The following is a 22,474-nucleotide window of genomic DNA, read 5'->3' as shown; positions in this document are numbered from 1 at the left end:
TCTCGCGCCCAGCAGGTCAGTCCGGGGTGTTCTGCAGGCTGAAGGCGGCCCGCTCCAGGTAGTCCCAGAGCATCGACTCGTAGGCAGGCGGCAGGTCGAGGCTGTCCACCCCGGCGCGCATGTGCTTGAGCCACCGGTCGCGGGCGTCGGAGTTGACCTGGAAGGGCATGTGCCGCATGCGCAGCCGGGGGTGGCCGCGCTGCTCGCTGTAGGTGGTCGGGCCGCCCCAGTACTGCTCGAGGAACATCAGCATGCGCTGCTCGGCCGGGCCCAGGTCCTCGTCGGGGTACATCGGGCGCAGCACCGGGTCCTGGGCGATGCCCTGGTAGAACGTGTGAACCAGCTTCGCGAACGTCTCCCGCCCGCCGACCGCCTCGTAGAAGGTCACGTTCGTGGTGCTGGGGCTCTCCGGTTCCGCCATGCCCCCAGTGTCGCCTATCGGCCCTGGAGCAGTGCCGCCAGGCCGGACAGGATCAGGTCGGTGGTGTGCCGCAGGGCCCCCTGCGGATCGGCGTACTGGTTAGTGCTCTCGCCCAGCGAGTTGCCGACCCGCCCGGCCACCGGGTAGTCGTGGTCGCTCATCACCTTCGCCAGCAGCGGTGACACCTCCGTCCACCAGTCCAGGTCGCTCTGCTCGGTCTCACGCCGCCGGCGCTCCAGCTCGATCTCCTCGCGGGCCAGGGCCGACACCGTGGCCAGCAGCGAGGTGAGCGTGTACTCCATCTCGAGATCGGTCAGCCCGATGCCGTCGAGCGCGGTCAGCTCGGTCTCGTACTTCCCGGTGACCCCCGGCCCGGGCATCGGCCGACCGGCCCGCACCTCCACCGTCCAGGGGTGGCGCAGGTGGTGCTCCCAGTTGGCGGTGGCCATGTGCCGGACCCGGTCGCGCCAGTCGGCCTTCTGGGCGGGCCTTTCGATACCGGCGTAGACCTCACCGGCCACCGCGTCGAACATCAGCTCGATCAGCTCGGGCCGGCCCGCGATGTAGGGGTACAGCGTCATCGCGCTTACCCCCAGCTCTTCCGCCACCCGCCGCAGGGTGATCGCGTCGAGCCCTTCGGCGTCGGCCAGGCGGATGGCGGCGTCGGTGATCCGCTTGGGGGTGAGCCCGGACCGCCCGCTGCCCACGGTGGGGCGCCAGAGCAGGCCGATCAGCTTGACCGGGTCACCCTTCCGCTCCGCTCGCTTCGCCATGGGATGATCCTAAGGGCTTGCTTACGTTGTAAATTACAATGTACGTTGGATCGGACCGAAAGGGGTTGGGGATGACCGAGTCGGAAGTCCGGATCGAGGCGCGGGGAGTGCGCAAGCAGTTCCCCAAGGCCGAACGGCCGGCGCTGGACGGGGTGGATCTCACCGTCCGGGCCGGGCGGGTGTGCGCATTGCTGGGGGCGAACGGGGCCGGTAAGACGACGATGATCCGGATCCTCACCACGCTGTTGGTGGCGGACGAGGGGGAGGTGCGGGTGGCCGGGTACGACGTGGCCACCCAGGGCGGTCAGGTCCGCGCATCGATCGGGCTGGTGGGGCAGTACGCCGCGCTCGACGAGGTGCTCACCGGGCGGCAGAACCTGGAACTGTTCTCGAAGCTGGCCGGGATGAGCCGGACCGAGGCCCGCGAGCACGCGGCCGGGCTGCTGGAGCGGGCCGGCCTGAGCGACGTGGGTGACCGGGTGGTGGGCAAGCTGTCCGGTGGCCTGCGCCGCCGGATGGACCTGGCCACCTCGATGATCACCACGCCCCAGGTGCTTTTCGTGGACGAGCCGACCACCGGGGTGGATCCGCACGCCCGGCGGGACCTGTGGGCGCAGTTGCGGGCCATGGCCGAGCAGGGGGTGGCGATCCTGCTCACCACGCAGTATCTCGAGGAGGCCGACTCGCTGGCCGACGACGTGGTGATCCTGAAGGAGGGGAAGGTGATCGCCCGGGGCACCCCGTCGGACCTGAAACAGCTGGTGGGGGAGCCGAAGTGGGAACTGCGCGAGCCCACTCTGGAAGACGTGTACCTGCACCTGCACGACGCCGGGAACCAGTTGGGGGTGATGAACTGATGAGCACGGCAACCGCTTTCGGCTCCACCAGTCTGCTGCGCGAGTCCGTGGTGATCGCCGGGCGCACGGTGCTGCACTGGCGGGCGCAGCCCGGCCAGTTCGCCGTGGCCCTGCTCTTCCCGGTGATGCTCCTGCTGATGATGGGGGCGTTGTTCGGCGGCGCGGTGGCGGGCAGCACCGCCGACTACTTCGTCTTCGTCCTGCCCGGGGTGCTGGCGCTGAACATGATGTTCGGCATCGAGGCGACGATGACGGCCCTCGCCTCGGACGCCACGAAGACGGTGACCGACCGCTTCCGCTCGCTGCCCATCTCCGGCGGGTCGGTGCTGCTGGGCCGGGTGCTGGCCGACCTGATGACGTCGGTGGTCGAGCTGGCGGCGCTCAGCCTGGCCGGGTTCGCCCTGGGCTGGCGCTGGGAGAACGGGCTCCTGCCCGCGCTCGCGGCCTACGGTCTGCTGCTCACCCTGCGGTTCTCGGTGCTCTGGCTGGGGGTCTTCCTGGGGGTGAAGGCGGGCTCGCCGGAGGCGCTGATGGGGGTGCAGATCCTGGTTTGGCCGGTCGGGTTCCTCTCCACGGTGTTCATCGACCCGCGCACCATGCCCACCTGGCTGGGCTGGCTGGCCGAGCTGAACCCGGTGTCGGCGGTGGCGACCTCGGCCCGGGAGCTGTTCACCGGTCAGGAGATCGAGGGAGTGGGCTGGGCCGCCACCCACTCCCTGCCCTACGCCCTGGTCAGCCAGGTGGTGCTGGTGATGGTGTTCGCGACGCTGGGGGTGCGCGCCTACCGTCGCATCGGGCAGTAGGCGTGGTGTCCGAAGGATCCAAGACGGGCGTGGCCCGGCGGTCGTAGCGTCGAGGTCATGAAGCTACGACTCGCAGTCATCGAACTCGTGGTCTCGGACATGGCGGCCAGCCTGACCTTCTACCGGCTGCTCGGCCTGGACCTGCCGCACCCGGACGAGGCCGGGGCCCAGCCGCACGTCCAGGCCGACATCGGGGGCGGGGTTCAGCTCGCCTTCGACACCGAGGAGACGATCCGCTCGTTCGAGCCGGACTGGAAGCGACCGGAGCGGGGCGCCACCCAGTCGGCGATCGCCTTCGAGGCGGCCTCGCCGGCCGAGGTGGACGAGGCCTTCAAGACGATGCTGGACGCGGGGTACGAGGGGCAGCTGAAACCGTGGGACGCGGTGTGGGGCCAGCGTTATGCGGTGGTCCGCGATCCGGACGGCAACCAGGTGGACCTGTTCGCGGCTCTCAGCTGACCAGTTCGCCCGGGGTACGGCCGGTGAGGGCCCGCACCTCGCGGGAGAGATGAGCCTGATCGCAGTAGCCCGCGTCGGCGGCCACCCCGGCCAGGGGCTGTCCGGCGCGGGCGCGGGCCAGGGCTCGTTGCAGGCGTAGTACCCGCAGCAGGTGGCCGGGGCCGTAGCCGAACAGTTCCTTGCTGCGGCGCTGTAGCTGGCGGGCGCTGAAACCGGTGTGCTCGGCCATTTCCGCCACTGGCAGGCCGGTCTGGGCCATGCGGAAGACGTTGCCGCCCAGGGGGTCGGCCGGGGCGGGGGCGGTGAGAAGCCACTGCTCCAGTGCTGCTGCTCCGCCCTGGGCGATCTGTTCTTCCAGCAGCCAGGCGCGTCGCGTGCCCCAGAGATCAGCCAGTGGTACGTACTGGTCGACCACCTCGGCGGCCGAGATCCCCAGCGCGGCCGGGCCCGTTGCGGCGGCGAACCTCAGTGCCACGAAGTTCTCGTCGCCGCGGGGTACGTGCAGGTGGGCCTTGGTGTCGGGGCCGGCGACGCGCAGGGTCTTCCCGTCCCAAAGCAGATCCAGGCAGCCGTCCGGAAGGATCAGGGACGGCTGCCTGGCCGGTTCTGCGGGGGCACTGCTGCGCCAGAGCACTACGCCGGCCCGGGCGGCGGGTCGCTCGGCGTACGTCATGGCAGTTCAGCGTAGTTAACGCCCGAGCTCGCGCTCCTCCGGATGCCGCTTGGAGCTGGAATCGCCGGCGGTCGGGCTGCCCGCGTCGGACGGCGGGGCCGGGGTGGTGGCCTCGGCGCTGCCGTAGTCCGGGCGGCTGGAGGGCACGGCCTCGCCCTGGTTGACGATCATCGTGCGGGTGGTGGAGTGCTGCCAGATGCCCTCGCGGGCGAAGCGCACCCGGATCCGGCGGCGCATCTCGCGGCCCACCGGCGGGGCCTGGTCCGGATAGGTCTTGATCACCATCCGCACCACCACGCTGTCCTGGGTCACCGTCTCGACGCCCCAGACCTCCGGGTCCTCCATGATCACGTCGGCGAAGCGCGGGTCGGCCCGCAGGTCCAGGGCGATGTCCTCGAGGATCTCCTCGACCCGGTCGATGTCCTCCTCGAAGCCCACGTTCACGTCGATCACCGCGCGCGACCAGCCCTGCGAGGAGTTGCCCACCGACAGGATCTCGCCGTTGCGGACGTACCAGACCGTGCCGTTGATGTCGCGCAGCTGGGTCACCCGCAGGCCCACCGCCTCGACCACGCCGCTGGCCTCGCCCACGTTCACCGAGTCACCCACGCCGTACTGGTCCTCGAGGATCATGAACATGCCGGCCAGGATGTCGCGCACCACGCTCTGCGCGCCCAGGCCCAGCGCCACGCCGATCACACTGACGCCGGCCAGCAGCGGTGCGATGTTGATGCCGAGTTCGCCCAGCACGGTCAGCCCGGTGACGATGAAGATGATCACCGAGGTGATGCTGCGCAGCACCTGGGCCAGGGTCTTGGCCCGGGCCAGGCGGCGGGTGACCGGCGGTGGGGCGGCCCGGCGCACCTCCGCGTCCTGAGGATGTTCGGCCGCGGCCTCGCCGGTGGTGCTCTGGCCGGGGGCGGTGGTGCCGGCCGCGATCCGGTCGGACAGCCGGCCGATCAGCCGGTGCACGATCTTCCGGACCAGCCAGCCGATCAGGATGATGAAGGCCACCCGCAGCGGCCCGCCGATCAGGAAGTCCAGCCACTGGCCGAGCCGGTCGTTGCCGGTCAGGCGCAGGGTGACACCGCAGATCGAGAAGTCGTCACGGTCGCACGTCTGGCTGGCCGCCCCCTGCTGGGCTGCGTTCAGCAGGCCACCGGTGATCTCGCTGAGCGAGGAACCGGTGGGTGAGGGGGACGGGGTGGCGGTAGCGGTGGCGCTCGGGGTGGCCGACGGATCCCCGGTACCGCTCGGGACCGGGGTAGGCGTCGTCGTGGCAACCAGAGCGCCCAGGTGGGCGGAGGCGGCGGCGAGTGGAGCGGCGAACATTCGGCCGAGGCTAGCGGCGGCAACCCTCGACGGTGAAACCCGCTTCCGGAGAATTCGGGACGAACCGTCGGGGGTTCACAGCCTCTATAGGTGGATCGGGGGACCAGCGGGTCAGGTGAGGTCAGGTGAGGTCAGGTGAGAGTCAGACCGGTCTGATGGGCCAGGAACGTCATGGTGTCGGTGGAGAGGGCGATCGACCGGGACAGCGCCCGGGCACCGTGGCCCACGTTCTTCTCCCGGCGGATCAGGATCGGCCGCTCGCCCGGGTCGGCGCTGGTGGCGTGCTGCAGCGCCGCGCACAGCTTGCGGGCGTGCAGCGGGTCGACCCGGGTGTCGCCGTCGAAGACGGTGAACAGCGTGGCCGGGTAGTCCACGCCCTCACGCACCTGGTGGTACGGCGAGTAGGCGAGAAGCCAGCCGAACTGTTCAGGATCGTCCGCCGACCCGTACTCCACGTTCCAGGTGGCACCCAGCCCGAACTTCTCGTACCGCACCATGTCCAGCAGCGGGGCCGAGCAGACCACTGCCCGGTACAGCTCCGGACGCTGGGTCAGCGCGGCCCCGACCAGCAGGCCACCGTTGGAGCCGCCACTGATCGCCAACTGGCTCGCCGACGTCCACTGGTTGTCGATCAGGTGTTCGGCCGCGGCGTGGAAGTCGTCGAAGACGTTCTGCTTGTGCCCGAGCATCCCGGCGCGGTGCCAGTCCTCGCCCTCCTCGCTGCCCCCGCGCAGGCTCGCCACCGCGTACACGCCACCGGCCTCGGCCCAGGCCAGGATGGTCGCGGAGTAGCCGGGCGTCATCGGCACGCCGAAACCGCCGTAGCCGTAGAGGATCGTGGGCCGGGGCGAGGAGGGCACGCCCTGGTCGTCGAGCAGATCGGCGCGGCAGGTCACGAACATCCGCACCACGGTGCCGTCGGCCGAGGGGTACTCGATCTGCCGGGTGACCACCTCCGGCACCTCGACGGTGCCGGGCGGGGCCGCGAACAGTTCGAGCCGGCCGGTCAGACCGTCGAGGCGGTACACGTGCGGCGGGGTGACGTGGTCGGTGTAACTGAACCAGCACTCGTGCCCGCCTTCGGGCCGGGAGACCAGGCCTCCCACCGAACCGACGCCAGGGAGCGTCACCGTGCCGGACGCCCCCGGGTAGCGCGAACCCGAGTCCAGGTCGTGCACGCTGATCTCGGAGACCGCGTGCCGTGTCCACTTGGCCAGCAGCAGCGGGTTGTCGATCAGCTGCTCGCCGTCGAGCACGGTGTAGTCCTGCAGGACCGCCCCGTCGTGCTGCGGGATCAGGTCGCGCCAGTGCTCCGGGCCGGGCGTGCTCGGGTCGGTGACCGCGAGCCGGCCGCGCGGGGCGTCCAGGTCGGTGAACACGTAGAGCCGGCCGTCCCGCCCGACGTGCGCGCCGAACTGCGCGTCGAGACCGGTGGCGATCGGGGTGAACTCGGGGGAGACGTGTGCGCCGGGGGCGTTGAGGTCGGCGATCCAGGCGTCGTTGCGCGGGGCGGTGCCCACCGAGGCCGAGACGATCAGCCAGCGCCCGTCGCGGGAGAGCCCCACGCCGAAGTAGGTGCGGGCGTCGTGCCCCTCGCCGAACACCTGGACGTCCTTCTCCGGGTCGGAACCCAGGCGGTGCAGCCAGATCCGCCGGTGGTACTGCTCTTCCCCGGCCGGCACCTGCTCCTTCGGCAGCCGCCGGACGTAGTAGAAGGCAGGGACCCGGCTCTCGGGGTTCTCCTCGTCGGGCAGGCCCCCGGGGATCCAGGAGATGGGGGAGTAGCGGGCCCGGTCGATCGGCCCGTCGACGAGTTCGCCGGTGGCGACGTCGATGATCCGCAGCACGCTCTCCTCGGTGCCGCCCTCGGAGAGCTGGTAGGCCAACAGGGTGCCCTCACGGTCGGGCTGCCAGGCGTCCAGCGTGGTGGTGCCGCTCGCGTCGATCGCCACCGGGTCCACCAGGGCGCGACGTTCGGCGTCGGGGCCGTCCTGCACGTACAGGACGCTGTGCTCCTGCCCCGGCTCCCGGCGCATCGAGAAGATCCGCTCACCCCGCCAGATCGGCACCCCGGCCACGCCCGCGCCCAGCAGTTCGCGCAGGCGGGAGCCCACCTGCTCGCGCCCCGGCCAGTCCTGGGCGGCGGCGCCGAACATCTCGTCCTGCTGCTGCGACCACTGCTCGGTGCGCTCGTCGGAGGCGTCTTCGAGCCAGCGGTAGGGGTCGGCCACCGGCTGCCCGTGCAACTCCTCGACCAGGTCCAGACGCAGTGCCGGGAAACTCATGAACACACAGTAAGGGGACCTCGCCCGGAGGATCGAGGGGGACGGGGCGTGGCGGCGCCCCACCGTGCGTGCGCGATGTCTGGCAGGATTCACCGGCGAGAGCCCGATCGAAAACATTGCAGACCCCGACGAACGCGACGGAAGCACAACGGTGACCGACCAGCGCCCTTCCCGTGACAGCCGTGACAGCCGTGACTCGATCGTCGGACCGGACGACGAGGGGTCGGTCTACGACGTCAGCGCCCCCACCCCACCCGCGGGCATCGCCCTGGGCGGCCGGACCGGCCCGGACGACAACCCGGACCACGACGACGACATCGTCACCCGGCCCGCCCTCGTCGACGGCCGGCTCGACCTGACCGCCACCGCCCCGCAGGAACTGGCCGACCTGGCCGCCGCACTCGGCGTGGCCACCGAGTTCAAGGACTGGCAGGGCAACACCGTCGCGGTGTCCACCAAGACCCTCTGCGGTGTGCTGGAGGCGCTGGACATCCCGGTGCGCACCGGCCACGACGTGCGGGCGGCGCTGGAGGAGGTGCGCCGCCGGCCGTGGGAGAAGATGCTGCCGGACGTGACCGTGGTGCGCGAGGGCGACCAGGCCGTCATCCCGGTGCACATCGACTCCGACCTGCCGTTGCACCGGGTCGAGGTGAAGCTGGAGACCGAGGACGGCACGCTGCTCACCCTGCCCCTGGCGGCCGAGCAGCCGGAAGAGGCGCGGGCCACGTTCGACGGGCACACCGTGCGGCGGGTGAACTACGTGGTGCTGGGCGACATCCCGCTCGGCTACCACACGCTCTGGGCGCGCTACCAGCCGCAGGCCCGCTACCCCGGCAGTGAGAACCCCACGGCCAGTTCGGTCGAGGCGTTCCGCCCCTACATCGTCACCCCGCGGCAGATCGAGCTGCCGCCCTCGGTGGCCGACAGCCGGGCCTGGGGCTTCATGACCCAGCTGTACTCGGTGCGCTCGTCCCGTTCGTGGGGTCTGGGCGACCTGGCCGACCTGGCCGAGCTGACCGGCTGGAGCGCCCGTTCCGGCGGGGCCGACTTCGTGCTGGTGAACCCGCTGCACGCGGCCGAGCCGGTGGCCCCGATGACGCCCTCGCCCTACCTGCCCAGCACCCGGCGCTTCTTCAACCCGGTCTACCTGCGGGTGGAGGACATCCTCGAGGTCGGCTACCTGCCGAGCACCGAGCGCGCCATCCTGGAGTGGCAGGCCGAGGCGCTGCGGGCGCTGAACACCGACCCGGGCGAACTCGACCGCGACGCCGTCTGGGAGGCCAAGAACACCGCTCTGCAGACGGTTTTCGAGTTCCCGCGCAGCCGTGAGCGGCAGGCCGCGTTCGAGGCGTACTGCCAGCGCGAGGGGCAGGGGCTGGAGGACTTCGCGGTCTGGAGCGCCCTGGCCGAGCGTTACGGCCTGCCTGCCGCCGACTGGCCCACGCACTTCCACGACCCCCGCGGTGCGGCGGTCAAGCAGGTGCGGGAGGAGATGGCCGACCGGGTCGAGTTCCACATGTGGCTGCAGTGGTGCCTGGACCAGCAGCTGGCCGGGGTGGCCGAGGTGGCCCGCGACGCGGGGATGTCGGTGGGCGTGGTGCACGACCTCGCGGTCGGGGTGCACCCCGACGGTGCCGACGCCTGGGCCCTGGCCGACGTGCTGGCCGGAGGCGTCACGGCGGGCGCCCCGCCGGACGCGTTCAACCAGCAGGGGCAGGACTGGTCGCAGCCGCCGTGGCGGCCCGACCGGCTGGCCGAGCTGGGCTACGGGCCCTACCGGGACATGCTGCGCACCCTGCTGCGTCATGCCGGCGCCCTCCGGATCGACCACATCCTGGGGCTTTTCCGGTTCTGGTGGGTGCCCGAGGGCAACACCCCGGCCGACGGCACCTACGTGCGCTACGACCACGAGGCGATGATCGGGGTGCTCGCCCTGGAGGCGCACCGCGCGGGCTGCTTCGTGATCGGCGAGGACCTGGGCAACGTCGAGGCCTCGGCCCGCGAGTACCTGAAGGAGCGCGGGGTCCTGGGCACCAGCATCCTGTGGTTCGAGCGGGACTACGAGGGCGACGGCATGCCGCTGCCGCCCAGCGCCTGGCGCGAGCTCTGCCTGGCCACCGTCACCACCCACGACCTGCCGCCCACGGCCGGGTACCTGGCCGGTGAGCACATCGAGCTGCGGGAGCGGCTGGGCCTGCTCACCCGCCCCTACGAGCAGGAGGCGGCGATCGACGCGGCCGAGCGGCAGGCCGTGCTCGACCAGCTGACCAAGCTCGGCCTGCTCAAGGTCGGCCCGACCGAGCGGGACAAGGTCGAGGCGCTGCACGTGTTCCTGACCATGACCCCGGCCCGGCTGATCGGGGTGCAGCTGGCCGACGCGGTGGGCGACCGCCGCACGATCAACCAGCCCGGCACCAACGACGAGTACCCGAACTGGCGGGTGCCGATGGCCGACGGGGTGGGCCAGCCGGTGCTGCTCGACGAGCTGATGGACTCGGCCCGGGTGACCAGCCTGATCCGCACGGTCGACGCCAAGCTGCACCCGAACGACTGGGTCGAGCCGGAGTGAGTTCTCAGCGCCGGCGCAGTAGGCAGCCGGGCCCGCGGATCGGCGAGATCCGGCTCACCGGGCTGGAATCGGGAGACCAGGCCGACCTGCAGCCCGGTGCCCGGATCGACGGCCTGGCGTTCGCCGGGCTGCAGACCGACGCGGTCGACCTGTCCGGCGCCGTGGTGATGGAGTGCAGTTTCACCGACGTCGGGGTGGACGAGGCCGACCTGCGCTCCACCCGGCTGCGCGACACGGTGATCTCGCAGGCCCGCCTGCCCTCGCTGCGGGCCGGGCGGGGCGACTGGCGCGACGTGCGGGTCGAGGGGTCCCGGATCGGCTCGGCGGAGATGTACGAGAACAGCTGGGGCTCGGTGCACTTCGTCGACTGCAAGATCACCTACCTGAACCTGCGCGGAGCCACGCTGCGCGACGTCGCCTTCACCCGCTGCACCATCGAGGAACTCGACCTGGCCGATGCGAAGGCCCGGTCGGTGGCCTTCCTGCAGACCTCGGTGCCGACCCTCGACGTGCAGCGGGCCGAGCTCGAAGAGGTCGACCTGCGCGGCGCCGAACTGCACCGGATCACCGGGCTTTCTCAGCTCGCGGGCACCACAGTGAGTTCCACCCAGCTGAGCCAGCTGGCCCCCCTGCTCGCCGCGGAGTTCCGGATCACCGTCGACGACGCGGCCCCACCGGAGATTGCGTAGGTCGTGAGTTCCAAGCGCGTTTTTTCATTGGTAGCCCTGCTGTTGGTGGTCGTCGTGGCGGTCGGCGCCGGCGTCTACGTCGTGTTGCGGCCGGCCGAGACCGAGCCTACGAGTGCGCCGATCACGAATGAGCCGGTGCCCACCGCTACCGGGGTGGAGAAGGACGTGAAAGTCGGCGTCTTCCGCAGCACCTCGCCGGAGGACGTGCAGGAGTTCGGCGACTGGCTGGGCCGGGACGTCGACTACGTGGTCGACTTCTCGCTGCGCTCCACCTGGAAGGAGATCGCCAACCCCTACGACCAGCTGAAGGCCTGGCAGAAGCACGACTACCGGATCGTCTACGGCCTGGCCATGCTGCCCGAGGCCAAGCACCTGAAGGTGAGCCTGGCCGCCGGGGCCGACGGGGACTACAACCGCTACTACCGCCGGCTCGCCCGGAACCTGGTCGAGTACGGCCAGGAGGATGCGATCCTGCGCCTGGGCTGGGAGTTCAACCTGGGGGCCTGGCGCTGGCACCCGGACGACCGGGAGGACTTCATCGGTTACTGGCGCCAGGTGGTCAAGACCATGCGTGCCGTGCCCGGGGCCGAGAACCTGCAGTTCGACTGGAATGTCAGCAGCGGCGGGAACAACTACAACAGTGCGGTCTTCTACCCGGGTGACGCCTACGTGGACTACGTGGGGGCCGACGTCTACGACATCTCCTGGGCCGACGGCACCTATCCGTACCCGGCCGACTGCGACGCGGACTGCCGCCTGCAGCACCAGAAGAAGGCCTGGGACGACGTGTACAACGCCCAGTTCGGCCTGAAGCACTGGTCCCGGTTCGCCGCGGAACACGGAAAGCCGCTGACGCTGCCGGAGTGGGGGTTGTGGGACCGCACGGTGACCGACGGGCACGGCGGCGGCGACAACCCGTACTTCATCGAGCGGATGCACGAGTTCATCGACGATCCACTGAACAACGTGGCCTACCAGGCGTACTTCCAGTTCGACGTGGGTGACAACGGCAACCACATGCTCACCGACATGCCGCAGTCGCAGGACCGGTTCCTCGAACTGTTCGGGTAGCCGACCAGAACCGAACTGGGGACGTCCGTGGCCGGCCGGCCACGGACGTCCCCAGTTGGTGCAGTGGGCTTTACAACGCTTTTCAGCCCTGCAGGTCACGCTCCTGCGCACGCCCGGCGCGCTCCACCGCGTCGCGGCCCTCGACCACCAGCCGGCGCAGCGCCGGCTCGGCCTCCGAGGCGTCCAGCCACTCCTGGGTAGCGGCCAGGACGTGGTTCACCGGCTGCGCCGAGGGGTACAGCCCGGTCGCGATCTGGGCCGCCATCTCGCTCGTGCGCTCGGCGTAGACCTTGGTGAGCGCCGCGAAGTACGGTGCCACGTAGGGCGCCAGCAGCGAGCGGTCGTGCACCCGGTTGAAGCCGCCGATCACGGCCTGCTGCACCGTGTTCGGCAGGTCGCCGTCCTCCACCACGCTCTTGAACGCGGCCGCCTTGGCCTCCGGCGTGGGCACCGCGGCGCGGGCCGCCGCAGCGTGCACCCGGCCGGTGGCCGTGTCGTCCCGGGCCAGCTCGGCGTCGATCTCCGCCTCACCGGCCACCGCGCCGGCCACCAGGGCGATCAGCAGGCTCCAGCGCATCTCGGTGTCCACGGCCAGCCCGTCGATGCTCAGCTCACCGGACAGCAGGGCCCGGATCGAGGCCAGCTGCTCCGGCGTGCTCGCGTGCGCGGCGAACGAGCGGGCCAGCAGCAACTGCGTGTCGCTGCCCGGCTCGGCCGTCTTCAGCAGGGCGAACAGCTTCTCGGCGGCCGCCGCCGTGGTCGCCTCGCGGAACTCCGGGGCGACGTACGACTCCAGCGTGGCCGAGAGCTGGCGCAGCAGGGTCTGGGCCACGCTCGGGTCGTCGACCGAGGCGATGTTGGCCAGCACCAGGTCGGCGAACGAGCGGGCGGGCAGCTCCGCGTCGCGGGTCATGTCCCAGGCCGCGCCCCAGATCAGGGTGCGGGCCAGGGAGTCCTCGAAGTGGGCCAGGTGCCCGGTGGCGGTGTCCAGCGACCCGGCGTCGAGCCGGATCTTGGTGTACGCCAGGTCCTCGTCGTTGATCAGGATCAGGTCCGGCCGGGCCGAGCCGACCAGCTGCGGCACCTCGGTGAGCGCACCGGTGACGTCCAGCTCGATCCGGGTGGTGCGGCGCAGCTTGCCCTCGACCACGTCGTAGCCACCGACCACGAGCCGGTGCGGACGCAGGTGCGGGTACTCCGCGGTGGCCTCCTGGGCGATGGCGAAGCGGGTGATCACCCGGTCCTCGCCGGTCTCGATCACCGGGCGCAGGGTGTTCACCCCGGCGGTCTGCAGCCAGGCCTTGGACCAGCTGTCCAGGTCGCGGCCGCTGGTCTCCTCGAGGTGCCCGAGCAGGTCCTTCAGCGTGGTGTTGCCCCAGGCGTGGGTCTTGAAGTACTTGCGCAGCCCGGCGTCGAAGTCCTCCTGGCCGACCCAGTGCACCAGCTGCTTGAGCACCGAGGCGCCCTTGGCGTAGGTGATCCCGTCGAAGTTGACCTCCACGTCCTCGAGGTCGCGCATGTCGGCCACGATCGGGTGCGTGGAGCTGAGCTGGTCCTGGCGGTAGGCCCAGGACTTCTCGGCGCTGCTGAAAGTGGTCCAGGAGGTGGCCCACTCGGTGGCCTCGGCCTGGCAGCGGGTGCTGGCGTACTCGGCGAACGACTCGTTCAGCCACAGGTCGTCCCACCAGCGCATGGTGACCAGGTCACCGAACCACATGTGGGCCAGCTCGTGCAGGATGGTCAGCGCGCGGCGCTCGATCAGGGCCTGCGGCACCCGCGAGCGGAACACGTAGACCTCGGTGATGGTCACCGCGCCCGCGTTCTCCATCGCCCCGGCGTTGAACTCGGGGACGAAGAGCTGGTCGTACTTGGGGAACGGGTAGTCGCAGTCGAAGGTCTCCTCGAACCAGGCGAACCCGGCCTTGGTGATCGCGATGACGTTGTCCGCGTCGAGGTGCTCGGCCAGCGACTTACGGCAGAACACGCCCAGCGGGACGGTACGGCCGTCGCGCACGGTCAGCTCGTCGGTGACGCGGTGGTAGGGCCCGGCCACCAGGGCGGTGACGTAGGGGCTCATCAGCTCGGTGGGGGCGAACCGCCACACCGAGGTGCCCTCGGCCGCGGGCTCCGGCTCGACCGCGGAGGCCACCGTGACGACCTGCCAGTGGCTGGGCGCCTTCACCGTCCAGGTGTAGGTGGCCTTGAGGTCGGGCTGGTCGAAGCAGGCGAAAACCCGCCGGGCGTCGGCCACCTCGAACTGGGTGTAGAGGTAGGTCTCGCCGTCGACCGGGTCGACGAAGCGGTGCAGGCCCTCACCGGTCTGCATGTACTCGGCGTCGGCGACCACGCGCAGTTCGTTCGCACCGGCGGTCACACCCGGCAGCGCGATGCGCGCGGTGCTGACCACCTCGGCGACGTCGAGCGGGTTCCCGTTCAGCACGACCTCGTGCACCGTGGGGGCGATCAGGTCGATGAACAGGCCCGGGGCCTCGTCGGTGGCGGTGAACCGCACCGTGGTGACGGAGCGGAAGGTCTCGGCGCCGGTGGTCAGGTCCAGATCGATGTCATACGACTGCACCGTGAACGCGGCGGCGCGGGCGGCCGCCTCGTCCCGGGTCAGGTTCGTACCGGGCACAGGGTCCTCCTCGGTCGGATTTTGCTCAAGCCGGATCCTCTCACCCGGGACCCCGGGGCGCTGCGCGGGTGTGCGGGGATGAGATCGGGCACCGGGCGCGTTGTAGCCGCCTGACTACAGCCCTTCGCGTCGAGGAGCCCTTTGCGATGACCGAACGCAGCACCGCCGACTTCTGGTTCGACCCGCTCTGCCCGTTCGCCTGGGCCACCTCGCGCTGGATCCTCGAGGTGGGCAAGGTCCGCCCGGTCGACGTGAACTGGCACGTGATGAGCCTTTCGGTGCTGAACGAGGGCAAGGACGACCTGCCGCAGGTCTACCGCGACCTGATGGACCGGGGCTGGGGCCCGGTGCGGGTGATCATCGCCGCCCGTGAGCTGCACGGCGAGAAGTACGTCAAGGCGCTGTACGACGCGATGGGTGCGCAGATCCACTACAAGAAGGAGGAGGACTACTCCGTAGTGATCTCCACCGCGCTGGCCGAGGTGGGCCTGCCCGCCGAGCTGGCCCGGTTCGCCGACAGCGACGAGTACGACGAGCAGTTGCGGGCCAGCCACGCCGAGGGCATCACCAAGGTGGGGCAGGACGTCGGCACCCCGGTGGTGGCGTTCAACGGCACCGCCTTCTTCGGGCCGGTGATCACCCGGGTGCCCACCGGCGAGGAGGCCGGCAAGCTCTGGGACGGCACCCTGCTGGTCGCCTCCAACCCCTACTTCTTCGAGCTCAAGCGCACCCGGACGGAATCTCCGCAGTTCGACGTCTGAGCCTTCGGCCAGTCCGGCACTCCTGCCCCCGGGCGGGAGTGCCAGACTGTTCCTCATGCGCGTGCACCTGGGATCCGACCATGCGGGTCTGGAACTGAAGCAGCATCTGGCCAAGCACCTCACCGAGGCCGGTCACGAGATCGTCGACCACGGGCCGCACCAGTACGACCCGGAGGACGACTACCCCCCGTTCTGCCTGCGGGCGGCCGAGGCGGTGGCGGCCGAGCCGGGCACCCTGTGCGTCGTCGTCGGCGGCTCCGGCAACGGTGAGCAGATCGCGGCGAACAAGGTCAAGGGAGTCCGGGCCGCCCTGGCCTGGAGCCTGGAGACCGCCAAGCTGGGCCGTCAGCACAACGACGCCAACGTGATCGCGGTCGGCGGCCGGATGCACTCCCTCGAGGAGGCCACCGGGTTCGTCGAGGCGTTCCTGGCCGAGCCGTTCAGCGGCAACCCGCGGCACGCCCGCCGGATCGACCAGCTCAGCTCGTACGAGACCACCGGCGTCCTGCCGCCCCTGCCCGAGTCCGAGACCGGCGCCCAGTAGGGCCGACACCCAGTAGGCCAGTACTACCCGAAACGCCCACTGGGCCTCAGACACCTCACGATTACTCATCGTGGTCAAGTGGTTACAGTGTGGCTAGGATCGGGGCATGGTCACGCTGAACCACGGCTCGTCCCGGCTGCCCGGGCCCAGGTCACCACGGCCTGGTGTCCCGGCACCCGGGCGCCCGGCCAAAGGTCCGGGCAGAAGTCCGGGTAAAGGGCCCGTTCGCATTCCCGCACCGCGGCGGTCGGCGATGACCTCCACCGCGCGACCGGGCGACCTGGGCCGCCGGGCCCGTCGCGTCGCCTCCTCCACCCGTCGCTGGGTCGACGAGGGCAGCTACCCCGGCCCGGGCCGGATCTGGCTGAACGTCGTCGCCGCCCTGGGCTTCGCCCTGGTCGCCCAGCACGCCCCGGTCCTGCTGCCGGCCGCCTGCGTCGGGCTCTTCCTGATCCTCGGCTCGGCCGTGGTGCGCCCGCGTCACCTGGTACGGGATGCCGCGCTGATCGGGGTGGTGGTCACCGTCGTGCTGGCCCTCACCGGTCAGCAGTTCTGGTCGCTGGTGCCGGTCACCGGCGTCTCACTGGGCGCCGTCCTGCTCGGCTGGATCCAGCGTCGCGAGCGCGACGCCGCCGACTCCGGCCTGCGCGACGCCTCCACCGCCGACGCGGTCCTGATCGATCTGCGCAACGAGATGCTGATCCGGTCGGTCAGCCCCCGACTGCCCGAGGGCTGGCGGTTCGACACCGATCTGCGCCCGGCCTACGGCGACTCCTTCAGCGGCGACTTCCTGCTCACCGCCCAGCCCCGGCCCGACCGGCTGGAGGTGGTGCTGGTCGACGTCTCCGGCAACGGCTACCAGGCCGGCGCCCGGGCCCTGCTGCTGGCCGGGGCGATGGGCGCCCTGCTCGACGCCGTGCCGGCCGCCGGCTTCCTGGCCGCGGCCAACCAGCACGTGGTGCGCCTGGGCACCCAGTTCGGCACCGAGGAGGCTTTTGCCACCGCGGTTCACGTCAGTGTCGACCTGACCACCGGGCTGTTCTCGGTGAGCGGGGCCGGCCATCCGCCGGTCGCGCACTACCACGCCGGATCGGGTCGGTGGGAGGTGCTGGACGGCGAACAGGGGCCTGCGCTGGGGGTGATCGAGGATGCGGTCTACCCGGCGGTCACCGGACGGCTGCAACGCGGTGACGCCCTGATGCTCTTCACCGACGGCCTGGTGGAGAGTCGTGGGGTCGACGTCGGGCGGGGCATCGACCGACTGGTGGGACGGGCCGATCCGCTGATCGCGCGCGGGGTGGAGGGCGCCGCCGCCCACATCACCGGAGCGATCCGCACCGAGGAGGGCGACGACCGCGCACTGGTGATCCTGCGGCGCGGTTTCTGATAACTGCTCCGTTCGGGGCGGGGCTACTCGGGCGTCACTCAAGCGGGGGTCAGATCGGGTCGAGCAAAGGGGTGTGCTGACCCGACGCAACCCTCGCGCCCTGTTCCTCGGCTTCACGGTCGCCGCAGCATCCGCCGTATCCGCTGCGCTGCTGGCGCTTCCGTCGCACGCCGACGTGGCCGCGAGGCCGGCGGCGGAGCGGGCGGGCAGCAAGGTGCTGGGGCAGACCATCCTGGTCGCACCCGAGGGGCACGACGGCACCACCCGGCTCGCCTCGTCGCACAAACCGCTGGCCACCATCACCAAGGCGATCAAACTGGCCGAGCCCGGTGACACCATCCTGGTGAAGGGCGGCACCTACGTGGGGGCGGCCGGCTACGGGGCCCGGCCCGGACGGGCCGGGGCGCCGATCCGGCTGCAGGCCGCGCCGGGTGAGCGCGTGCTGCTGAAGGGCACGCTGCAGCTCGAGAACGCCGACTACTGGAAGGTCTCGGGCATCAACGTGACCCACAACCCGGCCGGTGGGCGCAAGGAGTTCCTGGTCAAGTTCGACGGCGGCACCGGCTGGGAGTTCGTCGACGCCGAGGTCTGGGGCTCCGTCGGGGTCTCCAACATCATGGTCAGTTCCTCGGTGAAGAACGGGATGCCCCGCGCCTACCGGATCGCCGACAACTGCATCCACGACAACGACGCGGTCGGCGGCGCGTTCATGAACTTCCACAACATCTACCTGATGCCGGGTTACAACTCCGGCCCGGGCGTGATCGAGCGGAACATCATCTTCAACTCCGAGAACGGGGCCGCGGTGAAGGCGGCCGGCCCGACCGCGGCCACCGGGGCGGCCGACGTGAAGATCCGCCGCAACACCATCGCCCGCTCGGCGGCCGGCGTGATCGTGGGATACGCCAGCCGCCGGGTCGAGGTCCGCAACAACCTGATTGCCCAGCAGGTGGTGCGGGCCCCGGCCGGGGCCCAGTACGTGAAGAACTACGACGCCGCGGTGATCGGCAACCACGTCAGCGGTTCCGGGAACAAGGTGGTCAGCACCGCTCTGTCCGGCTTCCCGAAGCTGATCAACAACACCCGGGACAGCAGTGCGCCGGTGAAGGGGGCGCTGACCAAGCGGATCCGGCCGGCCTACCGGTCGACCATCTCCTGCTCGGGGTACAAGGCCAGCCGGACGGTCGCCGGCTACGGCCGGTTCAGTTGACTAGCCGAACAACTTCTTGAACCGCTTACCCGAGTTCTTCATCGCCGAGAGCCGGTGGTCGCCGCTGGGTGCGCTGAACTCGAAGTAGGCGTGGTAGGCAACCTTGTTCTTCGGGTTGTTGATGAACTTGTGCATCTGGGTGACGTAGTACGGGTTGTCGGCGCCGCCGTGACCGTCCTTGCGCTTCCAGACGCCCCACTCCGGCAGGGCCATCGGCCGGCCCTTGCGCCGCGCGAAGTCCGCCCAGAAGTTCAGGCCGTACTGCTGGCCGGTGACCAGTTTCCAGGCCTTCTTCTGCTGCTTCAGGCGGCAGGCCTTCCCGCAGTTCTTCGGGTACGGGTAGTGCGGCCAGGAGATGTCGTAGATGTCGACGCCGATGTAGTCCACCCACTTGTTGCCCGGGTAGTACTTGGTCGGGTCGAAGTTCGGCTTGCTCTGGTTGCCGTTGTTGACGTTCCAGTCGAACTGCAGCCCGGACGCGCCCGGCACCGAGCGCATGGTCTTGACGATCTTGCGCCAGTAGGTGACGAACTGCTTCTGGCTGGTCGGGTGCCAGCGGTACGAGGGGTGGTTGAACTCCCAGCCCAGACGCAGAATGGCGTCACCCTGGCCGTGTTTCACCAGGTTCTTGGCGAGCTCCCGGTAGTGCTTGTTGTACTTGCCCTTGGCACCCTTGGCGATCGTGGACTTGTCGCCCTTGCCGATCGGCAGCATGGCCACGCCGTAGACCATCCGGTAGGGCGAACCCTCCCAGGTGCTCAGCATCCACTCCGGGTCGGCGATCTCCTTCCAGGTGGTGCGGGTGGAGTAGTCGACCGCGTAGTGCACGTCCCGGCCGAGCCAGTCGCCGAACTGGTCGACCTCCCAGGGCGAGGTACCCCGGAAGACGCCGATCTTCACCTTCCGCTCCACACCTTTCGCGCCGGCGGCGGCCGCGCTGGGGGTAGCGGTGGTCTTGGCCTCGCCCGTTCCCAGGGCGTAGGCGGAACCTCCGATGGCCAGGACCACGGCCAGTACTGCGGCTATCAGGGGGAGTCGGCGGGCAGGCGTCAGAGCGCGGGGCGTCGGCACGGAAGGGACTGTAGTGGTTCAAAGTTCACTGTGTCCGATTCGCAGGAAAAGTTCCCCCGTCTGTCACTGTCCGTCACGGTCCGTGGGTCAATAGGCGCCACTCTGTGTCTGAGCGCTACCGGCGAGGTGCTCGATCAACGTTGCGGTCTCGGGTTCGATGTCCACCCCGGAGGAGGCCAGGACGAAGCGGACGTGATCGGCCACGTCGTGCAGTCGGCCGGGCCCGCCCAGGGCGTACTCGGCGCGAATGATGTGGCGCCACAGGTTCTGCGCGTGCGGCACCGCCCGCAGCCCGGCCGTCGCGGCCTGCTCCACGGCCAGGTGGTCACCCTCTTCCGAGGTGATCCGGCAGAGCCGGCCGGCCGCGTCCAGGATCAGGTGCTCGGCCTGGCGTTCCACCCCGGTGCGGGGCAGCCAGGTGTAGGTGCCGTGCGCGATCCCGCCGACCAGAGGGCCCCGCACCAGGTGCAGCGCCCGGATCAGCAGGTCGCGCTCACGGGTCTGGTCGCCCGCCTGCCCGGCGCGGTCGGCCCGGTCGATCAGGGTGCGCAGCACGTCCCAGTCGCAGGGTACGTCGGAGGTCAGCCGGAGCCGGCCGTCCGAACCCTCGCGCAGCCGGGGCTGCCCGGACTCGTCCGGCCCCAGCCACTCCCGGACCTCGGCCAGCATGTCGTCGCGCACGTCGGCGGTGACGCCGCGCGGCCAGATCGCCGAGCCGAGCACCGTGGGGTGGGTACCGGCCGGGTGCAGGGCCAGGTAGGCCAAAATCTCCTCGGCCACCACCAGGCGGCGTGGGTCGATCCGCCCGGGGGCGTGCACCTCGACCTCGCCGAGAACGGCCACCCGGACGGTGGACTGGGACCAGGTGATGTCGTCGGTCTCGACCACGCCCTCGGGCAGGTCGGCGCTCACCACCCGCTCGCCCTCGGGTCCGGTGGCGACCGGTAGGTCGGGGGTGCCGGCCGAGACGAACAGGGTGTGCAGGCGCTCGATGCTGCCGTCGCCCAGTCGGTTCGCCGTGACCTGCAGCGAGAGTTCGTCACAGGTAAGCACTCCGGAGTCGTCCACCTGCAGGCGCCAGCGGGCGCCGGGCAGTTCACCGGTGACCAGGACGGCCAGGTCGGCGCCGCGGGCGACCACGGTCTGCAGCCGGGAGGCGGTCTGCACGTTGAGCGGAGCGCCGTAGATGGCCACTCGTTCGGGACGGCTGCCGGGAGCGGGGCCACCGGTGAGGATCTGGACGGGGCCGGTGCGGGGCATCCGGGTCGACCCTTGTTCCAGTTGCTCAGTAAGGGCTTTCGCGCCGGCGACGGGAATCAGCCGACCCGCGGCGATGGCCGGCAGAGCCGGGGGAAGATCGGCGGTGAGCACTTCGATGCCCCGCGACCAGGGGTTCCCGGCCAGACCGAGGGCCAGGGCGCGGACCACGGCGGCGGCCATGCCCGGGCTGCCGATCACCGCGACCGGTCCGGCCGCCGCCCCCAGGTTGATCAGTGCGTCGCGCCCCAGGTGGTCACGGCCGACCGAGGCCAGCAGCGGATAGGCGCTGTCTCCGTGGGCCACCAGATGCTGGGCGTCGTCGTAAGTCAGGCGCCAGCGCAAGCCATCGTCCAGGGCGGCCCAGGGCGGGGGAGCGGAAGCATGGGCCATGGTCAGCAGGAGGTCGAGGCCCTCGTCGTCGACCACCGCGCCGTAGGCCTGGGGCAGGGGTAAGGCGGCCTCACGGCAGGCCCGGGGCAGCGACCGGAGGGCGAGGTCGAGCAGGGCGCCGCGGTCGGCGTCGGCACCGGTACGCAGCCAGACCTCGGTGTCCCGTTCGAATTCGCCGGGCTGGTCCTGCCCACCCCGCCGACGGCGGCGGATCAGCAGCAGGGTGCCCAGCAGGGCCGCGGTGACCAGGCCGGCACCGATCAGCTCGGCGGGAAGGTCGGAACCGTCTGCGGTGCTGAGGCTCTGGCTGGGCGTGGCTACCGGGGGTGTGGGGGCTGTGGTCTCCATCGCGGTCGGTGGGGCGGCCTTGGTGGTGCTGGAACTGCTTGAGGACGAGGGTGCGCCGGTACTGCTGTTGGGCCCAGTTGCGCTGGGGGCGCGGGTAGTGGTGGCCGCGCCGGCGCCACCGGGTGCTGCGCCGGTGGCGGTGTTCGTCGGCGGGGCGGTGCTGGTGGGCGGGGTCGTTGTGGTGTTCGTGGAAGGCCGGGCGGTGGAGGTGCCTCGGGGCGGAGTGGGGTCGCTCGGTAGGACGCCCTGGCCCTGCGTGGCCACACCGGGGTGTTGCGGGGGAAGGAAATTGGGGTCGCCCGCGCTGGCGATGCGTCCCGTGGGTGAAGTAGCCGACGGCGAGACGCTAGGTGCCGAACCGGTGTTGGACGGAGCTGTGCTGGTCGGGGCCGTGCTGGAGGGAGCGGTGCTGGTCGGGGCCGTGCTGGAAGGGGCTGTGCTGGACGGAGCCGTGGTGGCGGTGCGGGTGGCGGACGGGCGGTTGGTCGATGTGGCCGGACCGGCTGCGCCGCCGTTGCTGTTCCCGCTGCCTCGGCTTTCCTCTTCCCCCCGGGGCTTTTCGTCCTGCTGCGGAGTCGGATCTGCGGCTCGCTCGCGCGGCGGGGTGCGGTCGGCCACCCAGCGCGTCACCCCGACCGCGTCCTCGGGCAGGATCAGCCGCCAACCCGGCTGGATCAACCGCGCAAGGTGCAGGGTGCGACCGTCCGGCTGCAGACGTCCTTCATTGAGCCGGTAGATCTCGTGGTAGCGCCGGCCGTCACCGAGGTGGCGCTCGGCGATCTCCCAGAGCGTGTCGTGGTGTCGGCCGGTCGGCGCCTCCACCACGTAGACCTTGTGCCCGTCCAGAGCCAGCTCGTCGCGGCTCAGCTGACTGGCCGAGACGGGGGAGCCCCGGTCGGCCTGGGCCGCGTTGCGCCGGGCGTTCGCCGCCTCGGC

At 70.7% G+C, this 22,474-nt stretch carries 19 protein-coding genes; 11 read left to right on the top strand and 8 right to left on the bottom strand.

Annotation, left to right across the window (positions count from 1 at the left end; all coding sequences use genetic code 11):
- Positions 1-16 precede the first annotated feature (16 nt).
- Together QSK18_RS23295 and QSK18_RS23290 are read right to left on the bottom strand one after the other, a co-directional pair.
- Entirely contained in the window at positions 17-421 is a 405-nt protein-coding gene (locus QSK18_RS23295) for a globin (RefSeq protein ID WP_232809939.1), read from the bottom strand.
- Between the two features lie 14 nt (positions 422-435).
- Entirely contained in the window at positions 436-1,194 is a 759-nt protein-coding gene (locus QSK18_RS23290) for a TetR/AcrR family transcriptional regulator (protein WP_232809940.1), read from the bottom strand.
- 71 nt (positions 1,195-1,265) lie between these two features.
- Between QSK18_RS23290 and QSK18_RS23285 the strand changes: the two genes are divergently transcribed.
- Genes QSK18_RS23285 through QSK18_RS23275 form a run of 3 tightly spaced genes read left to right on the top strand, consistent with a single transcriptional unit; the run spans position 1,266 to position 3,313 of the window.
- The gene (locus QSK18_RS23285; RefSeq protein ID WP_232809941.1) at positions 1,266-2,051 is read left to right on the top strand and encodes an ABC transporter ATP-binding protein; all 786 of its coding nucleotides are present in this window, start codon (positions 1,266-1,268) and stop codon (positions 2,049-2,051) included.
- Complete coding sequence (locus QSK18_RS23280; protein ID WP_285623284.1) at positions 2,051-2,854, top strand: ABC transporter permease; 804 nt, start codon at positions 2,051-2,053, stop codon at positions 2,852-2,854. Before QSK18_RS23285 ends, QSK18_RS23280 begins: the two co-directional genes overlap by 1 nt.
- A gap of 57 nt (positions 2,855-2,911) precedes the next feature.
- Positions 2,912-3,313 carry a VOC family protein gene (locus QSK18_RS23275; protein ID WP_232809943.1) on the top strand — a complete coding sequence of 134 codons (402 nt, stop codon included), beginning with the start codon at positions 2,912-2,914 and terminating at the stop codon, positions 3,311-3,313.
- Here QSK18_RS23275 and QSK18_RS23270 read toward each other — a convergent pair.
- The 3 genes from QSK18_RS23270 to QSK18_RS23260 form a co-directional block, all read right to left on the bottom strand.
- The gene (locus QSK18_RS23270; protein WP_285623277.1) at positions 3,306-3,986 is read right to left on the bottom strand and encodes a helix-turn-helix domain-containing protein; all 681 of its coding nucleotides are present in this window, start codon (positions 3,984-3,986) and stop codon (positions 3,306-3,308) included. The two genes, QSK18_RS23275 and QSK18_RS23270, sit on opposite strands and share 8 nt — an antisense overlap.
- Positions 3,987-4,001: 15 nt before the next feature.
- The gene (locus QSK18_RS23265; protein WP_285623274.1) at positions 4,002-5,318 is read right to left on the bottom strand and encodes a mechanosensitive ion channel family protein; all 1,317 of its coding nucleotides are present in this window, start codon (positions 5,316-5,318) and stop codon (positions 4,002-4,004) included.
- A 131-nt stretch (positions 5,319-5,449) separates the two neighbouring features.
- Entirely contained in the window at positions 5,450-7,603 is a 2,154-nt protein-coding gene (locus QSK18_RS23260) for a prolyl oligopeptidase family serine peptidase (RefSeq protein WP_285623271.1), read from the bottom strand.
- A gap of 151 nt (positions 7,604-7,754) precedes the next feature.
- Here QSK18_RS23260 and malQ point away from each other — a divergent pair, with 151 nt between their 5' ends.
- The 3 genes from malQ to QSK18_RS23245 are packed head-to-tail and all read left to right on the top strand — an operon-like array spanning position 7,755 to position 11,932.
- Positions 7,755-10,172: a 4-alpha-glucanotransferase gene (gene malQ, locus QSK18_RS23255; protein WP_285623268.1), complete on the top strand. Its 2,418-nt coding sequence runs from the start codon at positions 7,755-7,757 to the stop codon at positions 10,170-10,172.
- Positions 10,169-10,861: a pentapeptide repeat-containing protein gene (locus tag QSK18_RS23250; protein ID WP_285623265.1), complete on the top strand. Its 693-nt coding sequence runs from the start codon at positions 10,169-10,171 to the stop codon at positions 10,859-10,861. The genes malQ and QSK18_RS23250 overlap by 4 nt, the downstream gene beginning before the upstream one ends.
- 3 nt (positions 10,862-10,864) lie before the next feature.
- Entirely contained in the window at positions 10,865-11,932 is a 1,068-nt protein-coding gene (locus QSK18_RS23245; RefSeq protein ID WP_285623262.1) for a glycoside hydrolase family 26 protein, read from the top strand.
- 82 nt (positions 11,933-12,014) lie between these two features.
- Here QSK18_RS23245 and pepN read toward each other — a convergent pair whose 3' ends face one another.
- Positions 12,015-14,567: an aminopeptidase N gene (gene pepN, locus QSK18_RS23240; protein WP_285623259.1), complete on the bottom strand. Its 2,553-nt coding sequence runs from the start codon at positions 14,565-14,567 to the stop codon at positions 12,015-12,017.
- 146 nt (positions 14,568-14,713) lie between these two features.
- On the opposite strand from pepN, the gene QSK18_RS23235 reads away from it, so the two are divergent.
- The 4 genes from QSK18_RS23235 to QSK18_RS23220 all read left to right on the top strand — a co-directional run bounded on the left by QSK18_RS23235 (position 14,714) and on the right by QSK18_RS23220 (position 18,469).
- On the top strand, positions 14,714-15,328 hold the full coding sequence (locus QSK18_RS23235; protein WP_232809951.1) for a mycothiol-dependent nitroreductase Rv2466c family protein: 615 nt from the start codon (positions 14,714-14,716) through the stop codon (positions 15,326-15,328).
- A gap of 55 nt (positions 15,329-15,383) precedes the next feature.
- Positions 15,384-15,872 (top strand): ribose-5-phosphate isomerase, encoded by a 489-nt coding sequence (locus QSK18_RS23230; protein WP_232809952.1) that lies wholly within the window; start codon positions 15,384-15,386, stop codon positions 15,870-15,872.
- A 253-nt stretch (positions 15,873-16,125) separates the two neighbouring features.
- Positions 16,126-17,259, top strand: coding sequence for a PP2C family protein-serine/threonine phosphatase (locus QSK18_RS23225; RefSeq protein WP_232809953.1), 1,134 nt, complete (start codon positions 16,126-16,128; stop codon positions 17,257-17,259).
- A gap of 73 nt (positions 17,260-17,332) precedes the next feature.
- The gene (locus tag QSK18_RS23220; protein ID WP_232809954.1) at positions 17,333-18,469 is read left to right on the top strand and encodes a DUF1565 domain-containing protein; all 1,137 of its coding nucleotides are present in this window, start codon (positions 17,333-17,335) and stop codon (positions 18,467-18,469) included.
- On the opposite strand, the gene QSK18_RS23215 is transcribed toward QSK18_RS23220, so the two are convergent.
- Both QSK18_RS23215 and QSK18_RS36010 read right to left on the bottom strand, forming a co-directional pair.
- Entirely contained in the window at positions 18,470-19,540 is a 1,071-nt protein-coding gene (locus QSK18_RS23215; protein WP_285623254.1) for a glycoside hydrolase family 26 protein, read from the bottom strand.
- Positions 19,541-19,627: 87 nt separating this feature from the next.
- A complete protein-coding gene (locus QSK18_RS36010; protein ID WP_232810177.1) occupies positions 19,628-20,209 on the bottom strand; it encodes a bacterial transcriptional activator domain-containing protein in 582 nt (193 codons plus the stop codon).
- Positions 20,210-21,848: 1,639 nt separating this feature from the next.
- Here QSK18_RS36010 and QSK18_RS36005 point away from each other — a divergent pair.
- Complete coding sequence (locus tag QSK18_RS36005; protein ID WP_352396627.1) at positions 21,849-22,274, top strand: pentapeptide repeat-containing protein; 426 nt, start codon at positions 21,849-21,851, stop codon at positions 22,272-22,274.
- Positions 22,275-22,474 lie beyond the last annotated feature (200 nt).

Source organism: Kineosporia sp. NBRC 101677 (genome assembly GCF_030269265.1).
GTDB lineage: Bacteria > Actinomycetota > Actinomycetes > Actinomycetales > Kineosporiaceae > Kineosporia > Kineosporia rhizophila.
The sequence above is the reverse complement of the archived record's forward strand: the minus strand, read 5'-3'. Positions and strand labels throughout refer to the sequence as shown.